Here is a 15,969-nt window from a genome sequence, read left to right as displayed (position 1 = left end):
AATTCTATTTTGTAAAACTTTTAATTGTCAAATGTATACCTTCTTCTACAGATAATGGTAGTTTTTTCTTTAAAACTTCTTTGAGTTTTTTGTTTGCAACAACATAATTACCTGTTAATTTATGAATTTTCTCACTATCAATAGGAAATGGTAGTATATCACCTATTTTACCCAAAACACCAAACATAAACTTTGGTAGATTTAAAATTTTAACATCTTTATATATTGCTGCGCCAATATTTAGAACTAAATCTTTTGTTGAGAGTGGATCATCATCAGCAACGTTATAAATTCCTGAAGGAATATTTTCATTCTCTAGTAGTTCTTTGAGAACAAAACATAAATTACCTATCGATAAAAACGAACGACAATTTTCGTATTTACCGAAAGGATATGGAATTCCTTTAGCCACAAAATTATAAAGTAGATTTAAATTCCCTTTATTATTTGGACCATGAATCATACATGGTCTTAAAATATACACCCTTTTATTCCTAGGTACTTCTTTACTTAAAATATAGTTTTCTGCTGCTAATTTAGATTTTCCATAAGCTGTTATTGGGTTTGGATTATGATATTCTGTTAATTCCTTTTCTACTTCATCGGCTACAGCTTTTACAGAGCTCATAAAAATAAAGACTTCACATCCACTCTTTAAAAACTTATCAAATACCTTTTTTGTTAACTCAAAATTAATATCAAAATATTCATTCTCCTTAGTAGTATTTTTCAAATCGTGAGCCTTACCCGCAAGATGAATAAACGCTTTATTTGTGTTTAAAATATCTCTATCCAAAGCATCATATGAAATCAATTCATTTGTTGTTTTCCTAGAAACTCCCTGAACTTTATAATCTTCTTTTAAATAATTAAATAAGTTAGATCCAACGAACCCAGTTATACCACTAATTAAAACATTATTAGTCATTCCCAAAACTTATTATTGACTTTGTCATTCTCTTATTAATCTCTTCTCTACTATAATTCTTCTTAAATTGTATTCTTTCCTCATTCTTATATCCAAAATTCGTCAAACTATTATAAAGTTCATCAGCATTTGTTGGTTCAAATAAAATTAAGTTGGACATATTTTCTTTTAAAAATTGTTTAGCGTAACCATCTACACCAGCAATTATAGGTTTATTAAAAGTACCATATTCAAAAAGTTTAGATGGCAATACTCTTTCAAATGCCTTATGCTTATTCAGGTGTAAAAATAAATAATCAGCTTTTTGGTAATAATTTATTAGCTCATTTCTACTGACCGGAGGAATCATTTCAACATTTTCGATATTATTTACTTTTAACTTTTCTTCTAGTTTTTCTCTAGCACCACCATCACCAATAATCTGAAATTTATGTGTCCTCGACAATTTCTTAGCTATATCTGGTATAATTAAGTCTAATCCTTGTCCTTCCCCAATATTACCGCCATATATTATGGTTTTAACCTCACTCTTTTTCTCTTCAATATTATCTATAGGTAGGGATAAAAACAATTCGTCAATACCATTGGTGAAAAATGAATATTCTGCTTTTTTATAGTTTTCAAAATAACCCTTAAATCCTTTTGAAACTAAGTTTATATGCCCAGCTCTTCCAAAAGTATAATTTTCAACAGGTTTCAAAACTAAATTTAATCCTAAATTGATAATCTTATTCTTATATAAATCTGTAATGGTCTCTCTGAAGATATCTCTAATATCTAAATAAAGTTTTGCTTTTTTCTTTCTGGCAATTTTTGCACCAAGATATGCCGTAAATAAACGAGAAGAAGAAGCATAAACTAGATCATATTTTTTATCCTTCGTAAGATTTAAAGCTCTAAAATAAAATTCTTTATACGACTTAATTTGTCCTATAATTCCACTTCCATGCTCAGGAATTTTAATTCTGTTAACTACTACTCCTTTTTTAATTCCCTCTTTATCCTTGGCTTTTGCTTTGAAAGAGTCATACCTATTGGGATGTGTTGTTATTACCTCAAGTGTATCATCATCATTCAAGTGATTTAAAAGTTCTTTAAATAAGGAAGTATTTCTAAAAGACCCAGCTGACAAATCGGGTTCAAAATAGAATGTTAAAAATAATATTTTCATAATTGCATTTCGGTAATACGTGTCTCCAACTCTTCGTTAAAAAACACCACTATTTTTTTTCCTTTTCTTGTTTTATTAAACCCCATACTAAATTCATAATCTTGAATAACAACTTTATCATACTCCCCTGTAAGGTTCAATATTAGATTATTTAGTTGGAACTCAGATTTACTAATTTCGCTTATATTAACATCAGGATGAAAATGTAAAATCATTTTTTTGTCCAATGATGATTTGCCTTCCAAGGAATCTTTTATGGAGAAAGTATTTCGATCCAAATGAAATTGTCTCGAATGAATGACTCCTTTATTTTTATAACCATCATGTTTGGCAAGTACTTTGTTCTCATCTTCAATTACACCAAAAACCTTAGCTCTTTTTGCTACTCTAAACCCTCCCCAAACTTGAGTTTGTTCTAAGTTACCTATTTGAACAGTATTATGATAGTAAGTTCCTCGTTCTCTCTGTCTTCTATCATTCTTTTCATATGTAGAAACACCAGGATCAACGATAATTGGGATATTCTGAGCGTATAGTTCAAAACTAAAAGTGTCTGAATGCGAATGTCCTGGTTGGTAAGATGGTTGGATATTCCCAACATCTATTGCTACTTCAAATATATGGGATTGGAATTTTCTGTAGCCTGAATCAAATAATTTAATCTTTCTCCAGTTTAAATGTAAAGATTTAGCATAACTGAATAACTCTTTTGAAGTTGGCGCTATTCCAATAGAACTATCATTTAACAAAGGAATATTACCATTTTTATAGGTAAGATTAGACAACCATGACAACATAACACAAGCCTTTTCTTCTAGAAAACCTAATAATTTTTTGTTATCAATTTTATCATTACACCTAACTAATTGAATACAATCCAAAAGTCGTCCTAATAAAATCTGGTGATACATTGGAGAAAGTTCATAATGCGCTCCATCTTTTAGAATTTGTTCTTCTAATTCTGACTTTAAAATTTTTCGAGCTGTATTTAACAATCTTTCATCATTAAAATAATATCCTCCGAAAAGTAAAGAAAATCCATTTTCAAGTAAATGATTTCCCAAAAGATGATATTCCAAATTATCTAATAAAATTTGATAATGGTAATAAAGTGTTTCATCAATGATTTTATCTTTTATAGTATTCTTTGACAAAAATTTAACCCAATTAATCCCTCTTAAAGAAATAACATAAGGTTCCTTTCCATCTATCAAGTCTGAATCTTGACGGATGTAATTTTTTATTAATTCTAATCCATCATCGACAGAGATTTCCTTTTGATTTAAAAAATCGAAGTAATTCAAATTATATGTCCATAATTTTCCGAATTGAGAATAATTCCAATTTATTTTATTCTCAAAACGCTTTAAAATATTTAAAAACTCAAAATCTTTGGCTCCTAAATAAGATTTATTATTAAAAATTTCGTCACTCCAAATTAAATCTTTGGTTCGATCTATTCCTTTATTAGAATAAGATTTTTTAATAAATCGATTACGTAATAAATAGTAAAGCCTGTAATAAACTTGAACAGACTTTAAGTATTTAATTGTATGATATAACGTAATTATTTTACTTCTATCCATCTTCCTTCTTTCAAAGATTCAATAGCAGCAAAGGATGCTTTAGTTGTATTTACAATTTCTCCAAATGGTATGATTGATTCACCACCCGATTTTTGACTACGAATTAATTCATTAAATTGATTATAATGACCTTTGTCTTGTTTAGAAGAACACTTTGAGAATTTCTTAAATCCAAATCCTCTTAATTTTCTCCAATTATCCATAACTAATGTTCTTTCCTGAGAATATACCTCAACCCTCTCCTTTGAGTAAGCTTTTGAACCATTAGCAAAATAATTAATAACTGCATTTGTACCATTTTCATACTTTAAAAGTATGCTCGCATTGTCTGTATTTTCTTCTGGGTTAACTCCCATAGAATTCATGCAAACAGATTTTACTTTACTTCCAGCTAAATATGTACATAAATCAATATAGTGGCATGCTTCTCCAATTATTCTACCTCCCCCTACTTCCATATCATGTACCCAAACATCAGAAGGGATGAACCCTGCATTCATTGTTGCTACAATATTCATAGGAGTATTATCATTACCTAAAACTTTCTTCATTTGTTTTGCCAAAGGAGCAAATCGTCTATTGAATCCAACAGAAATTGAAACATTTCTATAATTATATTCTTCTATAATTTCATCAAGTTCATCGCTATTTAAAGCTAATGGTTTTTCAACGAAAACACTTTTATCTGCTCTCAATGTTTCGAGTACCATTGATGCATGCATATTGTGTTTGGTTGTAATAAAAACTAAATCTGCTTCATTATCGCTAAGTATTTCTTTGTAATTCGTTGTTGAATTAGTAATACCATATTGTTTTGCCATTGTTGTAGATGACAAGCCTCCAGAACTAGCGATAAATTTTATATCTGCTTCTAATTTTTTAAGATTTGGTAAAATAGTAGCACTTGTAAAATTACCAGCCCCAACAATACCAATAACTCCTTTATTTCCACCAAACTCTTTTTCGTTTAATGTAACGGTGTTTTTAGGTTCTTCCGTTGAATTGTATTCTAAAATTGAGGCAATTGATTTTGATGAAGACATGTCTCCATATATAGTTTCAAAATCCTTAAGAGGAACTTTCTCTGTTATTAACGGATTAACATCTAATGAACCAACAGAAATAGCTTTTAGTACGGCTTCAAAGTTTCTCTTTTCTGTCCATCGAACATAACCTATTGGGTAATCGTTACCTTTTTGTTCATATTCTTCATCATATCTTCCAGGACCATAAGAACATGAAACTTGAAAAGATATCTCCTTATTGTAAAAATCTGCTCTACTAATATCTAATCCTATTACACCTACAAGAACAACCCTACCAAGTTTTCGACACATTTGTGCTGATTGAGAGATAATTTCATTGCTCTTACTTGAAGCTGTAATAATAACTCCATCTGCTCCTACTCCATTCGTAAACGTTTCTACAAATTTTACTTGATCTGTTCCTTCCGATGGGTTGATTGCTGTTATTCCTTTTGACTTTGCTATTTTAATTTTTTCAGGATCAAAATCAAAACCAATAACATTACACCCATTGGCTTTTAGAAGTTCTGCAGTTACTAAACCAATAAGCCCCAATCCTACAACTACAATTGTTTCTCCAAATGTGGGGTTTAGCAATCTAATTCCCTGTAAACCAATTGCACCAATTACCGTAAAAGCTGCTTCTTCATCTGATACGTTATCTGGGATTTTTGCTACTAAATTTTTAGGAACTAAAACAAATTCTGCATGATTTCCATTTGACGCAACTCGATCTCCAATTTTAAACTCTGAAACACCTTTTCCCACGCCAAAAACTTCCCCTACATTACAATATCCAAGAGGTAATGGTTGTCCTAGTTTATTAAAAACAGCATCTATTGTTGGTTTTAATCCATCAGTCTTCACCTTATCTAAAACCATTTTCACCTTATCCGGTTGTTGCTTCGCTTTTTGAATAAAATTTGCCTTACCAAATTCTACCAGCATTTTCTCAGTTCCAAGAGAAACTAATGATTTAGAAGTTTTTATAAGTACATGTCCTTTTTTCACCAATGGTACTGGTACTTCTTCTAATATTGTATGACCTTTTTTAAGGTCTTGTATGATTTGTTTCATATTAAATAATTTAAGCCCACATAAGGTTTAACAACCAAAATCTCTCTTTTCTATGATTAAATTCTAAATAGTTTCTAAAAATCTTCTTTTGCTAAAATTATTATCTTTAACTATTTCAACGTTTCTTGTATAATTTTATTAAATCTAGCGAGGCATCTTTAATCTCTATATCTTTTTCTAACATTTCAACTTGCGTTTTACTCTCATTTAATATTTGTTCTAAACCCCCAAGCTCATACAAGACAACTCCATTTGGTCTATTAACTACATCCGTACAAAAAGTTTTCTTCCTTAAAAATAATGATTCTTTAACTGATAAAGAGTCGCCATCTGTTGATGTATTCCTTATACTAGCATCTGATACCTTTAACACTTCATAAAAGGAATGAGGTTCATTAATTACTATTATATTTTCTCCTAATTCAATATTTTTTTCTTTAAACTCGTTCCAATACGCACCAGATGGATCTGAAAAAATTAATCCGAAATTCTTCTTTTTTTTAAAAAAACTTATAATTTCATAAATTCCATAAATTTCTTTCATATTCTTATCATAAGCAAAATTAAAAGCATTAGTACAATAAATATATTCATACTTTTTTCTAAATTCTTTTAGCTTACTTCTCAATTTCAATTCCAAACCATGTGTCTCTTTTGGTGGTATGAATGATGAAATAATAACTGATTTATTATTAATTTTTTTAGCCATAGCATAGCTTTTGGTATTTAATAATATTGGAATATTACATAACATTATAGAAAATCTATCTATTTTATTTTTTACTCTAGATTTATATCTATTTAAATCTCCATGAACTGTCAAGATGGATTTACTAAATAATACCTTTGCTAAAAAAACATAATAAAATCTAATATAAGGGTTTGAACTATGTATATGTATTGTTTTATTTAGAATAATAAAAGGAGCCTTAATCAAATTCCATTTATTATTTTCGAGAAAAGTATAATCTATGCTTTTTTCTTGTTCTAATTTTGAAAGTAATCTATCAACATGAATTGTTACTCCTCCAATTGGTAAAGGTCTTTTACCTAGTATTATTATTTTCTTTTTTTTAAACATTCTTGTCATTTATAATAATCAATTACTAAAACCCCCAAATAGTATTATGATAGACTGCAGGAAAAACTATTGGAATCAACAAAAATAAAGCTATTAATATCACTAAGTCTAATTTATTATTGTATCTTATTTTTAAAATTAAGGGTATAGCAACACTGAAACAAAAATAATCAGAAAACCTAACCAATCTACCCGCTAGATGTGGAGTATCAATAAAGGCAAGGTTAACAGCTGCTCCGAACATAGCAATTCCAAAAAGAAACATAGTTAAAGTTTTAAATCTATTTAAGTCTCTATCTCCAATAAAACTTCTCTGTTTAAAAAAATATTTCATAATAATAAAAGACATTATTGGATAAACAAAAATAGAGAATAAACCTGATAATCTGAATCCTTTTCTCGCATCTTCCAAATAATGTAATTTATTAACTGCTAGTTTTGATGAAGGAAGTAAAGATAAGAAAGACTCGAAATAACTTAAAAAAGATAATGAAAATTTCAAAATGAGAAAAATTGAAATTGATATAATAAGAATCTTGTTTCGGTAAACCTTAAAATTTGATTTAAGATGTATACAAAAAAAAGATATAAAGCAAACATATAAAACAATGGGTATAAATTGAGAATGTATCATCATACCTATAAACATAAAGATGAGACCTCTAATTAAATTTCTTGCATGATTATCTTTACGCTTACTTTTAATTGTAGTTAAAAAACCAAACATAACCATAAAAAATGACAGAGATGATCTCGGTGAAAAATAAAAAACTGTTGGAAAGAAAATAGGTAAAAAAAGTAACCAAAAGTAAAAAAAAAGATTTAATGATATATTTTTAAATGCCAAATAAGAAATATAAAAACAAATTAAAAAATTAAACGCCAAAAATTGCGAGAAACTAAGCCCTGTCAAACAGCGAACTAAAGAAGTATAAAACAAATACAATGGCTCAGACACCAATTTTGATTCTGTTGAAAAAAAAGGAAATTCATTTCCCATGAAAGAACTTTCATAAGACAATTTATAAACATCATAATCCAAACCTGTAGATGGTAAATTAATTAAAAAAAACATCCCTCCTAACACTAAAAGGAGTATTGAAAACCTCTTATTAATGAAAAAAATAATTAAAACCAGAATTGTAAAAAAATAAAAAAGCTCCATTTTAACTTAATTTTTCCATTCTTTTACAAACTCTCTAGCTATCTTTATGTTCGAATGTTTTTCTTTAACATAATCACTCGCTAATAACGACATATTTTTAACCAACATTCTATTATCTAAAATCCATTCAACTTTAGACGTAAATTGTTTTTTATTTTCTGAAATATTTATAAGAGGTAATTCTTTAATACCATGTGTTTTTAAAAAAACTTCTTCACAACCTCCCATAACAACCTTACCTTTTAACATAGAAATTAATGCATTCATTGTTGGTTCTATAAAATTTATTTGGTCTATTAAAATATTGGTTTCATTTATTATTTTTATGTATTCATCATATGGTATACTATCAGTTCTTTTATAAATAAGATCTGAAGCATACTTACTAGATAAATCACTCATAACCTGATCTATAACCCTTGTCCCTTTAAAACCATAGCGACCTATTTGACCTCCGTGAAAAAAAACAATCTTATCTCTTATTATATTTTCAATAAAATCATGTTTCATAACATCAATAGGTTGTAAAATTATTTTTCTACAATTAGAAAAATGTTCATACGGTATTTTATATGAAATACAACCTGGTATTATACCGCTTGCGTTTTGCACCAAAAATTCGTTAGCCTTTATTAATGACTTTGACGTTTCCCATATTGATTGCATTTTCCCTTCATCTTCCAAAGTCCCTTTATGTGGTGATTTTTCAAATTTTCCCTCTCTATATGCTTTCCACCAAAAATAATCATCCCCTACTGCACTCAAAAAAACTTTATCATTATTTAAAAACAATTGCCTAAACAAGGAAATATTATTTCCAAATCTAGAAAAGGTATTTGGATTGATGATTTGAACAATATCAAAACCTTTCAATAATCCTATTTTTTTATTCTCTATCCAAATCCTCTTTACCGCAGACTTAACCTTATTTTTAGAATGATATGATAAATCAATATCTCGATAGTAATTTTTATAATGATCTCCTGCATTAGCTAGTATTACTTCATGTCCTAATTCTAATAATCCTTTAGCTAAATTATTGTGGTAATTACTATACTCACCCAATAATAATATTTTTAATCTTTTAACCATAATATTTTTCTAAAAACCAATAATTGATAAACACAACAAATAATTGCTGTAACCATATATGCCATTGTGGCTCCTTCAATTCCTTTTTTCGATATAAGCAATAACGAAAAACCAACATATACTGAGAACTGAATAATCTCATTAATTATATAATATTTAACCTTTCCCTTAGCTATTAGTAAAAAACCTGTTACATAAGTGATTATTTTAAAAGTGTCTCCAATTAATTGAAACCTGAAAAAACCTGCTACAGATTCGAAATCCCTTGAGAATAATATGGTAATAATATAATCTTTAAATAAAAAGATTAATGATGAAGACACTATTGCTAATGGTATGACTATTTTATATATGTTCAATAATTCTAATCTTAATTTTTTTTCTTTTAAAATGGAAAAGGCAGGCAATAAGTATGTACTATAAGCCGTAGCAATAATCATTACAAAAACTGATGAAATTCTTATTAAAGCTTCCCAATAACCAGCTTCATCAACACTTCTTTCTTTAATAATTATTTTTCTAATTAAAACATAAGCCAGAGGAACTGTTATCGCACTGACAATATTCATAGATGAGTACGCTAATAATTTTTTTATATACTTCTTATTTATTTTAGATTTCAATGCCAAAATAACACTATACCAATTTTGATTTCTAATTAAATAGAGCGTACTTACAACCGCTATTGATTGATTTATGGAAAAGGCAATTAATAAACCGTGGGATTCAAAAAAACTTATTAATATTAAACTAACTAACAATCCGATTATATTACCTACTATATTTGCTATTATATAAAGCCTAAGGTGTCTTAAACCGTTTAAAACTGATAAATAAATTACATTTAAAGAATAAAAAAAAACAGCACCAGAAATTACGAAAAACAAGTAGTTATAATCAGTAGTTGAGAAAAAATAAAGGCCTATGGTTTTTCTAAAAAGAATTAGTAACAAAACCAAGACTGTTGAGCAAAGCAAAGAAATCTGTATGGAAGCATTTATTGGATCTTTAAATTCTGCTTGATTATCTGATATTTCAGCTACAAGCTTAACTGTACCTTGTTGAACTCCTCCTGTTGATAATGCTCTTACAAAACCTATTAAATTAGTAACCTGACCTAACAAAACCATACCAGATGCTCCCATTGTAATTGCGACAATTTTTGTAATTATTAAATTACTAAGAACTCTTATTATAGCTGAAATTCCAGTCAGCAATGATGACTTAACAAAATTCATTACAGAAATTTTAAATTTGCACCTGAATATATTTTAATATCTTTATCAGATAATTCAGGTAATAAAGTAAGTCTTACCAATTTATATAAATAATAATCAGAAAAAAATAATTGTATTTTTTTATTTTGTACATTACTAAATACGTGTACTTTCATGTATAATAAGTTAAAATAAGGTTTCTTCTTTTATTAAATTTAATAGGTGAGATTGAATTAAAGCTTCATTTCTCCATTCTTTTTTTATTTTTTCATTAACAAAATTATCTACGAAATATTTTATTTCTTCAATAAAATGGTTGCATGGCTCTAAAGTAAATTTTTCTTTATAACCTTGCTTCTCTAATATACAAATAGGACTAAAATCTGGTGGAACTGCAAACGCTCTTTCTAAAGTAATTATTCCTTTAGTACCCCATATTGTATATTTGTTTTGATACATATTATTAAACCCAAACGCTAAACTTGCTGTTCTATTATTATCAAAATTCAACAATACATTACCTCTTATTTCTACTTTATACCCTTCATTTTCTATAATTGAAAAACCTTTGATAGGCTCTCTTTTAAAAAAATGTCTCGCCGCATGAACTGTATAGGATCCTGCATCTAAAACTGCTCCTCCTCCTTTATTTTTATCATACCTAAAATCATTTGGATTAATTGGAGGAAAACCAAACCATCCTTTAAAATGTAAAGGTGTACCTATTTCACCTTTATCTATTAATTTTTTAACAAAACGATGCTGTGTGTGAAATTGATACATAAATCCTTCAAAAATGGCAACTTTATTTTTTTTGCAAATTTCAATCATTTTTGAAACTTCATTTGGGTTTACACCGAGCGATTTTTCACAAAGAATATGTTTCTTGTTGTGAGCAGCTATCGTAACTATTTCTGCATGACTCCCTGTAGGAGTTGATATATAAACGGCATCAAAATCATATTTTCTTATAGCTTCTTTAAAAGATATTTCGAATGGAATATTAAACTCTTGTTCTATTATTTTTTTTGGTTTTTCACTAGTATTTACACAAACTATTAATTCACTCTCTCTCGAATTAATCAAAGCTGGTATTGAGTATTTTAATGCTAAATTACCACATCCAACAACCGCAAATTTTAACATAATGAATTAATTATAAATTTTATTTAATACTTCTTTCATAGATTTAATACAGTAATCTAAACCTTCCTTTCCTAAATCGGTATAGAAAGGCATTCTTACAATTTTTGACGCCAAATGTTCAGTAATCGGTAAATCTTCTGGTTGATAACCAAATGTCATACCTTTTTTTGAAGAATGAAGAGGCAGATACCCAATATAAGCTGCAATATTTTTCTCTCTCAACAAAGTCATAAACTGTTCTGAATTTTCTTTTGTATCAAAAACCACCCAAAATGCGTGATGATTAATTTCAACATTTTTAGAAAGTTGGAAAAAAGAAATATTATTGTTATAATCTGAGAAGAGTTCTAAATAAGCTTTGGTTATTTTACTTCTAATCTCTTTCACTTCATCTTCTTTTTCCAATTGAGCTAATAGAATAGCTGCTAGAATATCTGATAATAAATAGCTTGAACCTATATCAACCCAACTATATTTATTTTTTACTCCTTTTAGTACTAATCTTCTATCTGTTCCTTTTTCTTGTAAAAAATAAGCTCTCTCTCGCCATTCTTTTTTATTAACCATTAAAGCTCCTCCTTCTCCTGCGTTAAAATTTTTTGTTTCATGAAAACTAAATGTAGCTATATGGGCTTGTGTACCACACGCTTTACCTTTATAATAACTTCCATAAGATTGAGCACAATCTTGCATAACAATGAGCTCGTACTTTTCTGCTATTTCCATTATTTTATCAATTTCACATGAAATCCCTGCATAATCAATAGGAAGAATCATTTTAGTTTTCGGTGTAATTAACTCCTCGATTTTGGAAGCATCAATATTCATAGTTTCTTTTTCTACTTCACAAAAAACAGGTATTGCTCCAAAAATCACAATAGAATTTACTGTAGAGCTGAATGTATAAGAGGGTAAAATAACTTCATCTCCTGGTTTTATCCCTGCTAATAATGCACCCATTTCAAGAGCTGCCGTACCTGATGGCACTAAAAAAATTTCATTAAATGAATGTTTCTCTTTCATAAGAGAAATTACTTTTTTGCAATATGAATGATTTCCGCAATGCCTACCTGAATATAACGAATCTAAAAGGTATTTTTCTTCATCCCCTGCTATATATACTTTGTTAAAAGGTATTCTCATATTAAATATTTTAAATAAAATTGATAGCCGAAATTAAGCTTCTAGATTGAATATTTAAAAAGTTATTAAACTTTAAAAAAGTTGTTAACTGATTCAATGTGAGCCATATATAATTTTCCGGAACTTGTTCTGAAAAATCTTTATCTGCTTCAATAATTATACTTCTATTTTGTTCTTGATAAAAGCGCCCCCCTTCTTCTGATTGTAAAGTATCAAACTTTATTTGCTCTTTAGAGGCACTTAAAACATAATTTAGAAAAGGTACTTCTTTACTATTCTTATAACTTCCAGTGATACATTGAACAGTGGGAGCCATTTCTATTGTGTCAAAATTCCCACATTCTACTTTAGCTTGTACTAAAAAATGATAGACACCTTTTATTTCTTTTACTACAAAAGCTACTAAACCTTCTTCTATTGGCTCAATAAGTGGCTGATACCAAGATGAAATTTCCCTATTTGTAATCTCCACCTGAGCAGCTATTACTTTAAAATACTTATTTTCAGCGTGATATATTTCATTATCTTTTATTAACCAGTTTTTTGTTTCAAAGATGGAAATAGGTCTGGTTTCTAATTCGTATTTACATTTCAAAAAAGTTAGCCACCCTATAATTTCTTCAAATGTATATAGTGAAAGTTTAGTGTGTAATATCGATAGTAACATTTTCGCTTCAAAACTATCTTTAAACAACATAGAGTTAACTTCCTGCCCCACAGAAAGACATCCCTCTGAAGATTGAAATGTAATACCCGAAATTACTGTGCGGGTATCCATATTAATCAAATTATCAAGTAAAATAAGCTTTTTAATTTGAGCTAATGTAAGCCAAATAAAGTTTTCTTGAACCTCTATTTCTTCTTCTATTTTTATTATAATATTCCTATTTCTTTTTCTTAAAAAACGAGCACCTTGCTCTGACTGCAATTGATCTATAAGGATTTCTTCTTTTTTTGCATTTTGAAAATATTCTAAATACAATGGTTTTTTTCCCTTATGCACCAGAGTATAATTACTTTTTGTCGCTTGTAATGTTGGGGAAAGTTGCACGTTGTTAACATTACCTGGTTCTATTTTTGCCTGTAATAAAAAATATAAAAGACCATTAAATTCTTTCGTAATAATACCTAAATAGCCTATTTCTGGTTGATTTATTATAGGCTGCTCCCATTGTCGTACTTTCCCTATATTGGTTTTTACTTTAAGTCCATCTATTGAAAAAAAACTACCTGAACTGTGCTTTAATTTCCCTGCTGTTCTATTTAATTTCCAATTTTCAAGCTCATTAAATGTAACTTTTTTAACATTTACTGTTACTTCTTTATTCCTTATTTCTAACCATTTTATAATATCTTCCGTTTTGATAAATGGATTTTCTTCAGTTAAAGCAGACTTTAAAAAAGATGTTTCTATTGATTCAATTTTCTCCACAATAAGTAGTTTTTAATTTCAATAATGATGCTTGCTTCTTAATATTTTTTATGTAAAACAATATTCTATATTTTATCTTTATTTCTTTAATCTCTGTTACCTCCAGAAACAAATTAGATAAAACTCCCGTACTTACAGCATCATATATGTAATGGGATTCTTTATCAAAATACCTAATATACAATTCTCTAAATGGTATTTTTGTAATTTTCACTCTTACAACTTAACCCTTCTCTTTCTAACACTTAACTACTTCCTTAATTAAAAAAAACTGATTCTCCTCTCTTAGCACAGACTTAAGAAAATTAATCATCAGCTTTTAAAATTTTTAATTTATATTTTTGACCATCTTTAAAAAAGAAAGCAGGATATCTTTCGTTATCAACAACTCTCAAAAGATTAAATTGTTCTTTAATTGTTTTATTTATGTCAAGTTGACTATCCTTGATGGATCTTTTCTTATAAAAAGTTTCTTCTCCTGTTTGAGGTACCCCCTCAATTGTGGCAAAGTTTTCGATATATTTTAAAACCATTTCAATTGTTTTAGTCCCTTGTTTATGCTTAATTTCATCATTCAATTCACCTCCTTTTAAATAGAAATAGTCTAAAATATAAATATCACCTGCATCAACTTTTTCATTAGCTTCAAACAAACTTAACGGTATTTTATCAAAACCATCAAGAATCTGCCATGCAACTGGTGACCACCCCTTACCCATTGGTAATTTACTTGGATGAACAACTATATTGCTAGTATGATAAGATAAATGTGATTTTTTCAGAATACTTTCACAACTTAGAATCAACATTAAATCTCCTTTTTTAATTTCCTTTGAGCTAAAAATATGATTTACGTCATGAATACATAACTTCTTTTTTAAATCTTCAATGTACGGTAATACCCAACTTTTCGGATTATCTGTTAAAATTGTAATTTTCATAAGTTATATATTATACATCAACAAAATTAATCTAAAATTATTTTTTAGTTTTTTTTAGAATATTATTGATTCTTTATAATTTAAATTCAATTATTAGATTTCAATATATTCTTTATGTAATCATAATAATCTCCTTTCAAATCCTTTACTGAGTTTTTTAATTTTAATCTGTCAATCATATTCATTTTTAAAGCGATCTCTTCTAAACAAGCAATTTTTAGTCCCGTTCTTTTTTCTACCGCTTTAACAAATTCTGTAGCTTCTGTTAAGGACTCGTGTGTACCTGTATCTAACCAAGCAAAACCTCTACTTAAAATCTGCATTTTTAAATGAGACAATTTTAAATATTCTTGATTTACCGAGGTAATTTCTAATTCACCTCTATCTGATGGTTTTACATTCTTAGCTATTTCTACAACGGAATTGGGATAAAAATATAATCCTACTACCGCAAAGTTAGATTTTGGATCATTAGGTTTTTCTTCAATACTTATAACATTATTATACTTATCAAATTCTGCAACGCCATATCTTTCGGGGTCATTTACATAGTTTCCAAATACAACTGCTTTTCCTTCATTCTTCACAATATGTACAGAAGATGTTAACAATTTTTGTAACCCAGCACCATAAAAAATATTATCACCTAACACCAAGCACACATCATCATTTCCTATAAAAGCTTCTCCAAGAATAAAAGCTTGTGCTAATCCGTCAGGAGAAGGTTGTTCTTTATACGATAGCTTAAGACCAAACTGCGCTCCATCTCCAAAAAGTTTTTTGAAATTTGGCAAATCATAAGGAGTGGATATAATTAAAATCTCTTTAATCCCTGCCAACATCAATACTGATAGAGGATAATATATCATCGGCTTATCATAAACTGGCAAAAGCTGTTTTGAAACTCCAAGTGTAAGCGGATGAAGTCTAGTTCCTGATCCGCCTGCTAAAATTATACCTTTCAT

The 15,969-nt window shown here is 28.4% G+C and carries 14 protein-coding genes; all 14 read right to left on the bottom strand.

Annotation, left to right across the window (positions count from 1 at the left end; translation table 11 throughout):
* Positions 1 to 4: 4 nt before the first annotated feature.
* On the bottom strand, positions 5 to 928 hold the full coding sequence (locus tag BLW23_RS07250) for an NAD-dependent epimerase/dehydratase family protein (RefSeq protein ID WP_093668589.1): 924 nt from the start codon (positions 926 to 928) through the stop codon (positions 5 to 7).
* Entirely contained in the window at positions 921 to 2,099 is a 1,179-nt protein-coding gene (locus tag BLW23_RS07245; protein ID WP_093668588.1) for a glycosyltransferase family 4 protein, read from the bottom strand. The genes BLW23_RS07250 and BLW23_RS07245 overlap by 8 nt, the downstream gene beginning before the upstream one ends.
* Positions 2,096 to 3,685, bottom strand: coding sequence for an alginate lyase family protein (locus tag BLW23_RS07240; RefSeq protein ID WP_093668587.1), 1,590 nt, complete (start codon positions 3,683 to 3,685; stop codon positions 2,096 to 2,098). Before BLW23_RS07240 ends, BLW23_RS07245 begins: the two co-directional genes overlap by 4 nt.
* Positions 3,667 to 5,787, bottom strand: coding sequence for a bi-domain-containing oxidoreductase (locus BLW23_RS07235; protein ID WP_093668586.1), 2,121 nt, complete (start codon positions 5,785 to 5,787; stop codon positions 3,667 to 3,669). The genes BLW23_RS07240 and BLW23_RS07235 overlap by 19 nt, the downstream gene beginning before the upstream one ends.
* A 115-nt stretch (positions 5,788 to 5,902) precedes the next feature.
* Positions 5,903 to 6,868 carry a glycosyltransferase family 1 protein gene (locus tag BLW23_RS07230; RefSeq protein WP_143032125.1) on the bottom strand — a complete coding sequence of 322 codons (966 nt, stop codon included), beginning with the start codon at positions 6,866 to 6,868 and terminating at the stop codon, positions 5,903 to 5,905.
* 25 nt (positions 6,869 to 6,893) lie between these two features.
* The gene (locus tag BLW23_RS07225; RefSeq protein ID WP_093668584.1) at positions 6,894 to 8,033 is read right to left on the bottom strand and encodes an EpsG family protein; all 1,140 of its coding nucleotides are present in this window, start codon (positions 8,031 to 8,033) and stop codon (positions 6,894 to 6,896) included.
* Between the two features lie 6 nt (positions 8,034 to 8,039).
* Entirely contained in the window at positions 8,040 to 9,125 is a 1,086-nt protein-coding gene (locus BLW23_RS07220; protein WP_143032124.1) for a hypothetical protein, read from the bottom strand.
* Positions 9,110 to 10,363 (bottom strand): O-antigen translocase, encoded by a 1,254-nt coding sequence (locus tag BLW23_RS07215; protein ID WP_093668582.1) that lies wholly within the window; start codon positions 10,361 to 10,363, stop codon positions 9,110 to 9,112. The genes BLW23_RS07220 and BLW23_RS07215 overlap by 16 nt, the downstream gene beginning before the upstream one ends.
* Positions 10,363 to 10,518, bottom strand: coding sequence for a hypothetical protein (locus BLW23_RS23165; RefSeq protein ID WP_176829773.1), 156 nt, complete (start codon positions 10,516 to 10,518; stop codon positions 10,363 to 10,365). Before BLW23_RS23165 ends, BLW23_RS07215 begins: the two co-directional genes overlap by 1 nt.
* Before the next feature lie 10 nt (positions 10,519 to 10,528).
* Positions 10,529 to 11,488, bottom strand: a complete 960-nt coding sequence (locus BLW23_RS07210) for a Gfo/Idh/MocA family protein (RefSeq protein ID WP_093668581.1) — start codon at positions 11,486 to 11,488, stop codon at positions 10,529 to 10,531.
* A 6-nt stretch (positions 11,489 to 11,494) separates the two neighbouring features.
* Positions 11,495 to 12,631: a dTDP-4-amino-4,6-dideoxygalactose transaminase gene (gene rffA, locus BLW23_RS07205; RefSeq protein WP_093668580.1), complete on the bottom strand. Its 1,137-nt coding sequence runs from the start codon at positions 12,629 to 12,631 to the stop codon at positions 11,495 to 11,497.
* 10 nt (positions 12,632 to 12,641) lie between these two features.
* The gene (locus BLW23_RS07200; protein ID WP_255362762.1) at positions 12,642 to 14,063 is read right to left on the bottom strand and encodes an NDP-hexose 2,3-dehydratase family protein; all 1,422 of its coding nucleotides are present in this window, start codon (positions 14,061 to 14,063) and stop codon (positions 12,642 to 12,644) included.
* A 305-nt stretch (positions 14,064 to 14,368) separates the two neighbouring features.
* A complete protein-coding gene (locus tag BLW23_RS07190; RefSeq protein WP_093668578.1) occupies positions 14,369 to 15,004 on the bottom strand; it encodes a formyltransferase family protein in 636 nt (211 codons plus the stop codon).
* 86 nt (positions 15,005 to 15,090) lie between these two features.
* On the bottom strand, positions 15,091 to 15,969 hold the full coding sequence (rfbA, locus tag BLW23_RS07185; RefSeq protein WP_093668577.1) for a glucose-1-phosphate thymidylyltransferase RfbA: 879 nt from the start codon (positions 15,967 to 15,969) through the stop codon (positions 15,091 to 15,093).

It is taken from the genome of Tenacibaculum sp. MAR_2009_124, from assembly GCF_900105455.1.
In the GTDB taxonomy this organism is placed as follows: Bacteria; Bacteroidota; Bacteroidia; order Flavobacteriales; family Flavobacteriaceae; genus Polaribacter.
This window is presented reverse-complemented; position numbering and strand designations above follow the sequence as displayed.

What these genes read in the sequence shown, in the direction of transcription:
- BLW23_RS07250 (WP_093668589.1), bottom strand. Translation starts at nt 928, where the DNA reads ATGACTAATAATGTTTTAATTAGTGGTATAACTGGGTTCGTTGGATCT.
- BLW23_RS07245 (WP_093668588.1), bottom strand. Translation starts at nt 2,099, where the DNA reads ATGAAAATATTATTTTTAACATTCTATTTTGAACCCGATTTGTCAGCT.
- BLW23_RS07240 (WP_093668587.1), bottom strand. Translation starts at nt 3,685, where the DNA reads ATGGATAGAAGTAAAATAATTACGTTATATCATACAATTAAATACTTA.
- BLW23_RS07235 (WP_093668586.1), bottom strand. Translation starts at nt 5,787, where the DNA reads ATGAAACAAATCATACAAGACCTTAAAAAAGGTCATACAATATTAGAA.
- BLW23_RS07230 (WP_143032125.1), bottom strand. Translation starts at nt 6,868, where the DNA reads ATGTTTAAAAAAAAGAAAATAATAATACTAGGTAAAAGACCTTTACCA.
- BLW23_RS07225 (WP_093668584.1), bottom strand. Translation starts at nt 8,033, where the DNA reads ATGGAGCTTTTTTATTTTTTTACAATTCTGGTTTTAATTATTTTTTTC.
- BLW23_RS07220 (WP_143032124.1), bottom strand. Translation starts at nt 9,125, where the DNA reads ATGGTTAAAAGATTAAAAATATTATTATTGGGTGAGTATAGTAATTAC.
- BLW23_RS07215 (WP_093668582.1), bottom strand. Translation starts at nt 10,363, where the DNA reads ATGAATTTTGTTAAGTCATCATTGCTGACTGGAATTTCAGCTATAATA.
- BLW23_RS23165 (WP_176829773.1), bottom strand. Translation starts at nt 10,518, where the DNA reads ATGAAAGTACACGTATTTAGTAATGTACAAAATAAAAAAATACAATTA.
- BLW23_RS07210 (WP_093668581.1), bottom strand. Translation starts at nt 11,488, where the DNA reads ATGTTAAAATTTGCGGTTGTTGGATGTGGTAATTTAGCATTAAAATAC.
- rffA (WP_093668580.1), bottom strand. Translation starts at nt 12,631, where the DNA reads ATGAGAATACCTTTTAACAAAGTATATATAGCAGGGGATGAAGAAAAA.
- BLW23_RS07190 (WP_093668578.1), bottom strand. Translation starts at nt 15,004, where the DNA reads ATGAAAATTACAATTTTAACAGATAATCCGAAAAGTTGGGTATTACCG.
- rfbA (WP_093668577.1), bottom strand. Translation starts at nt 15,969, where the DNA reads ATGAAAGGTATAATTTTAGCAGGCGGATCAGGAACTAGACTTCATCCG.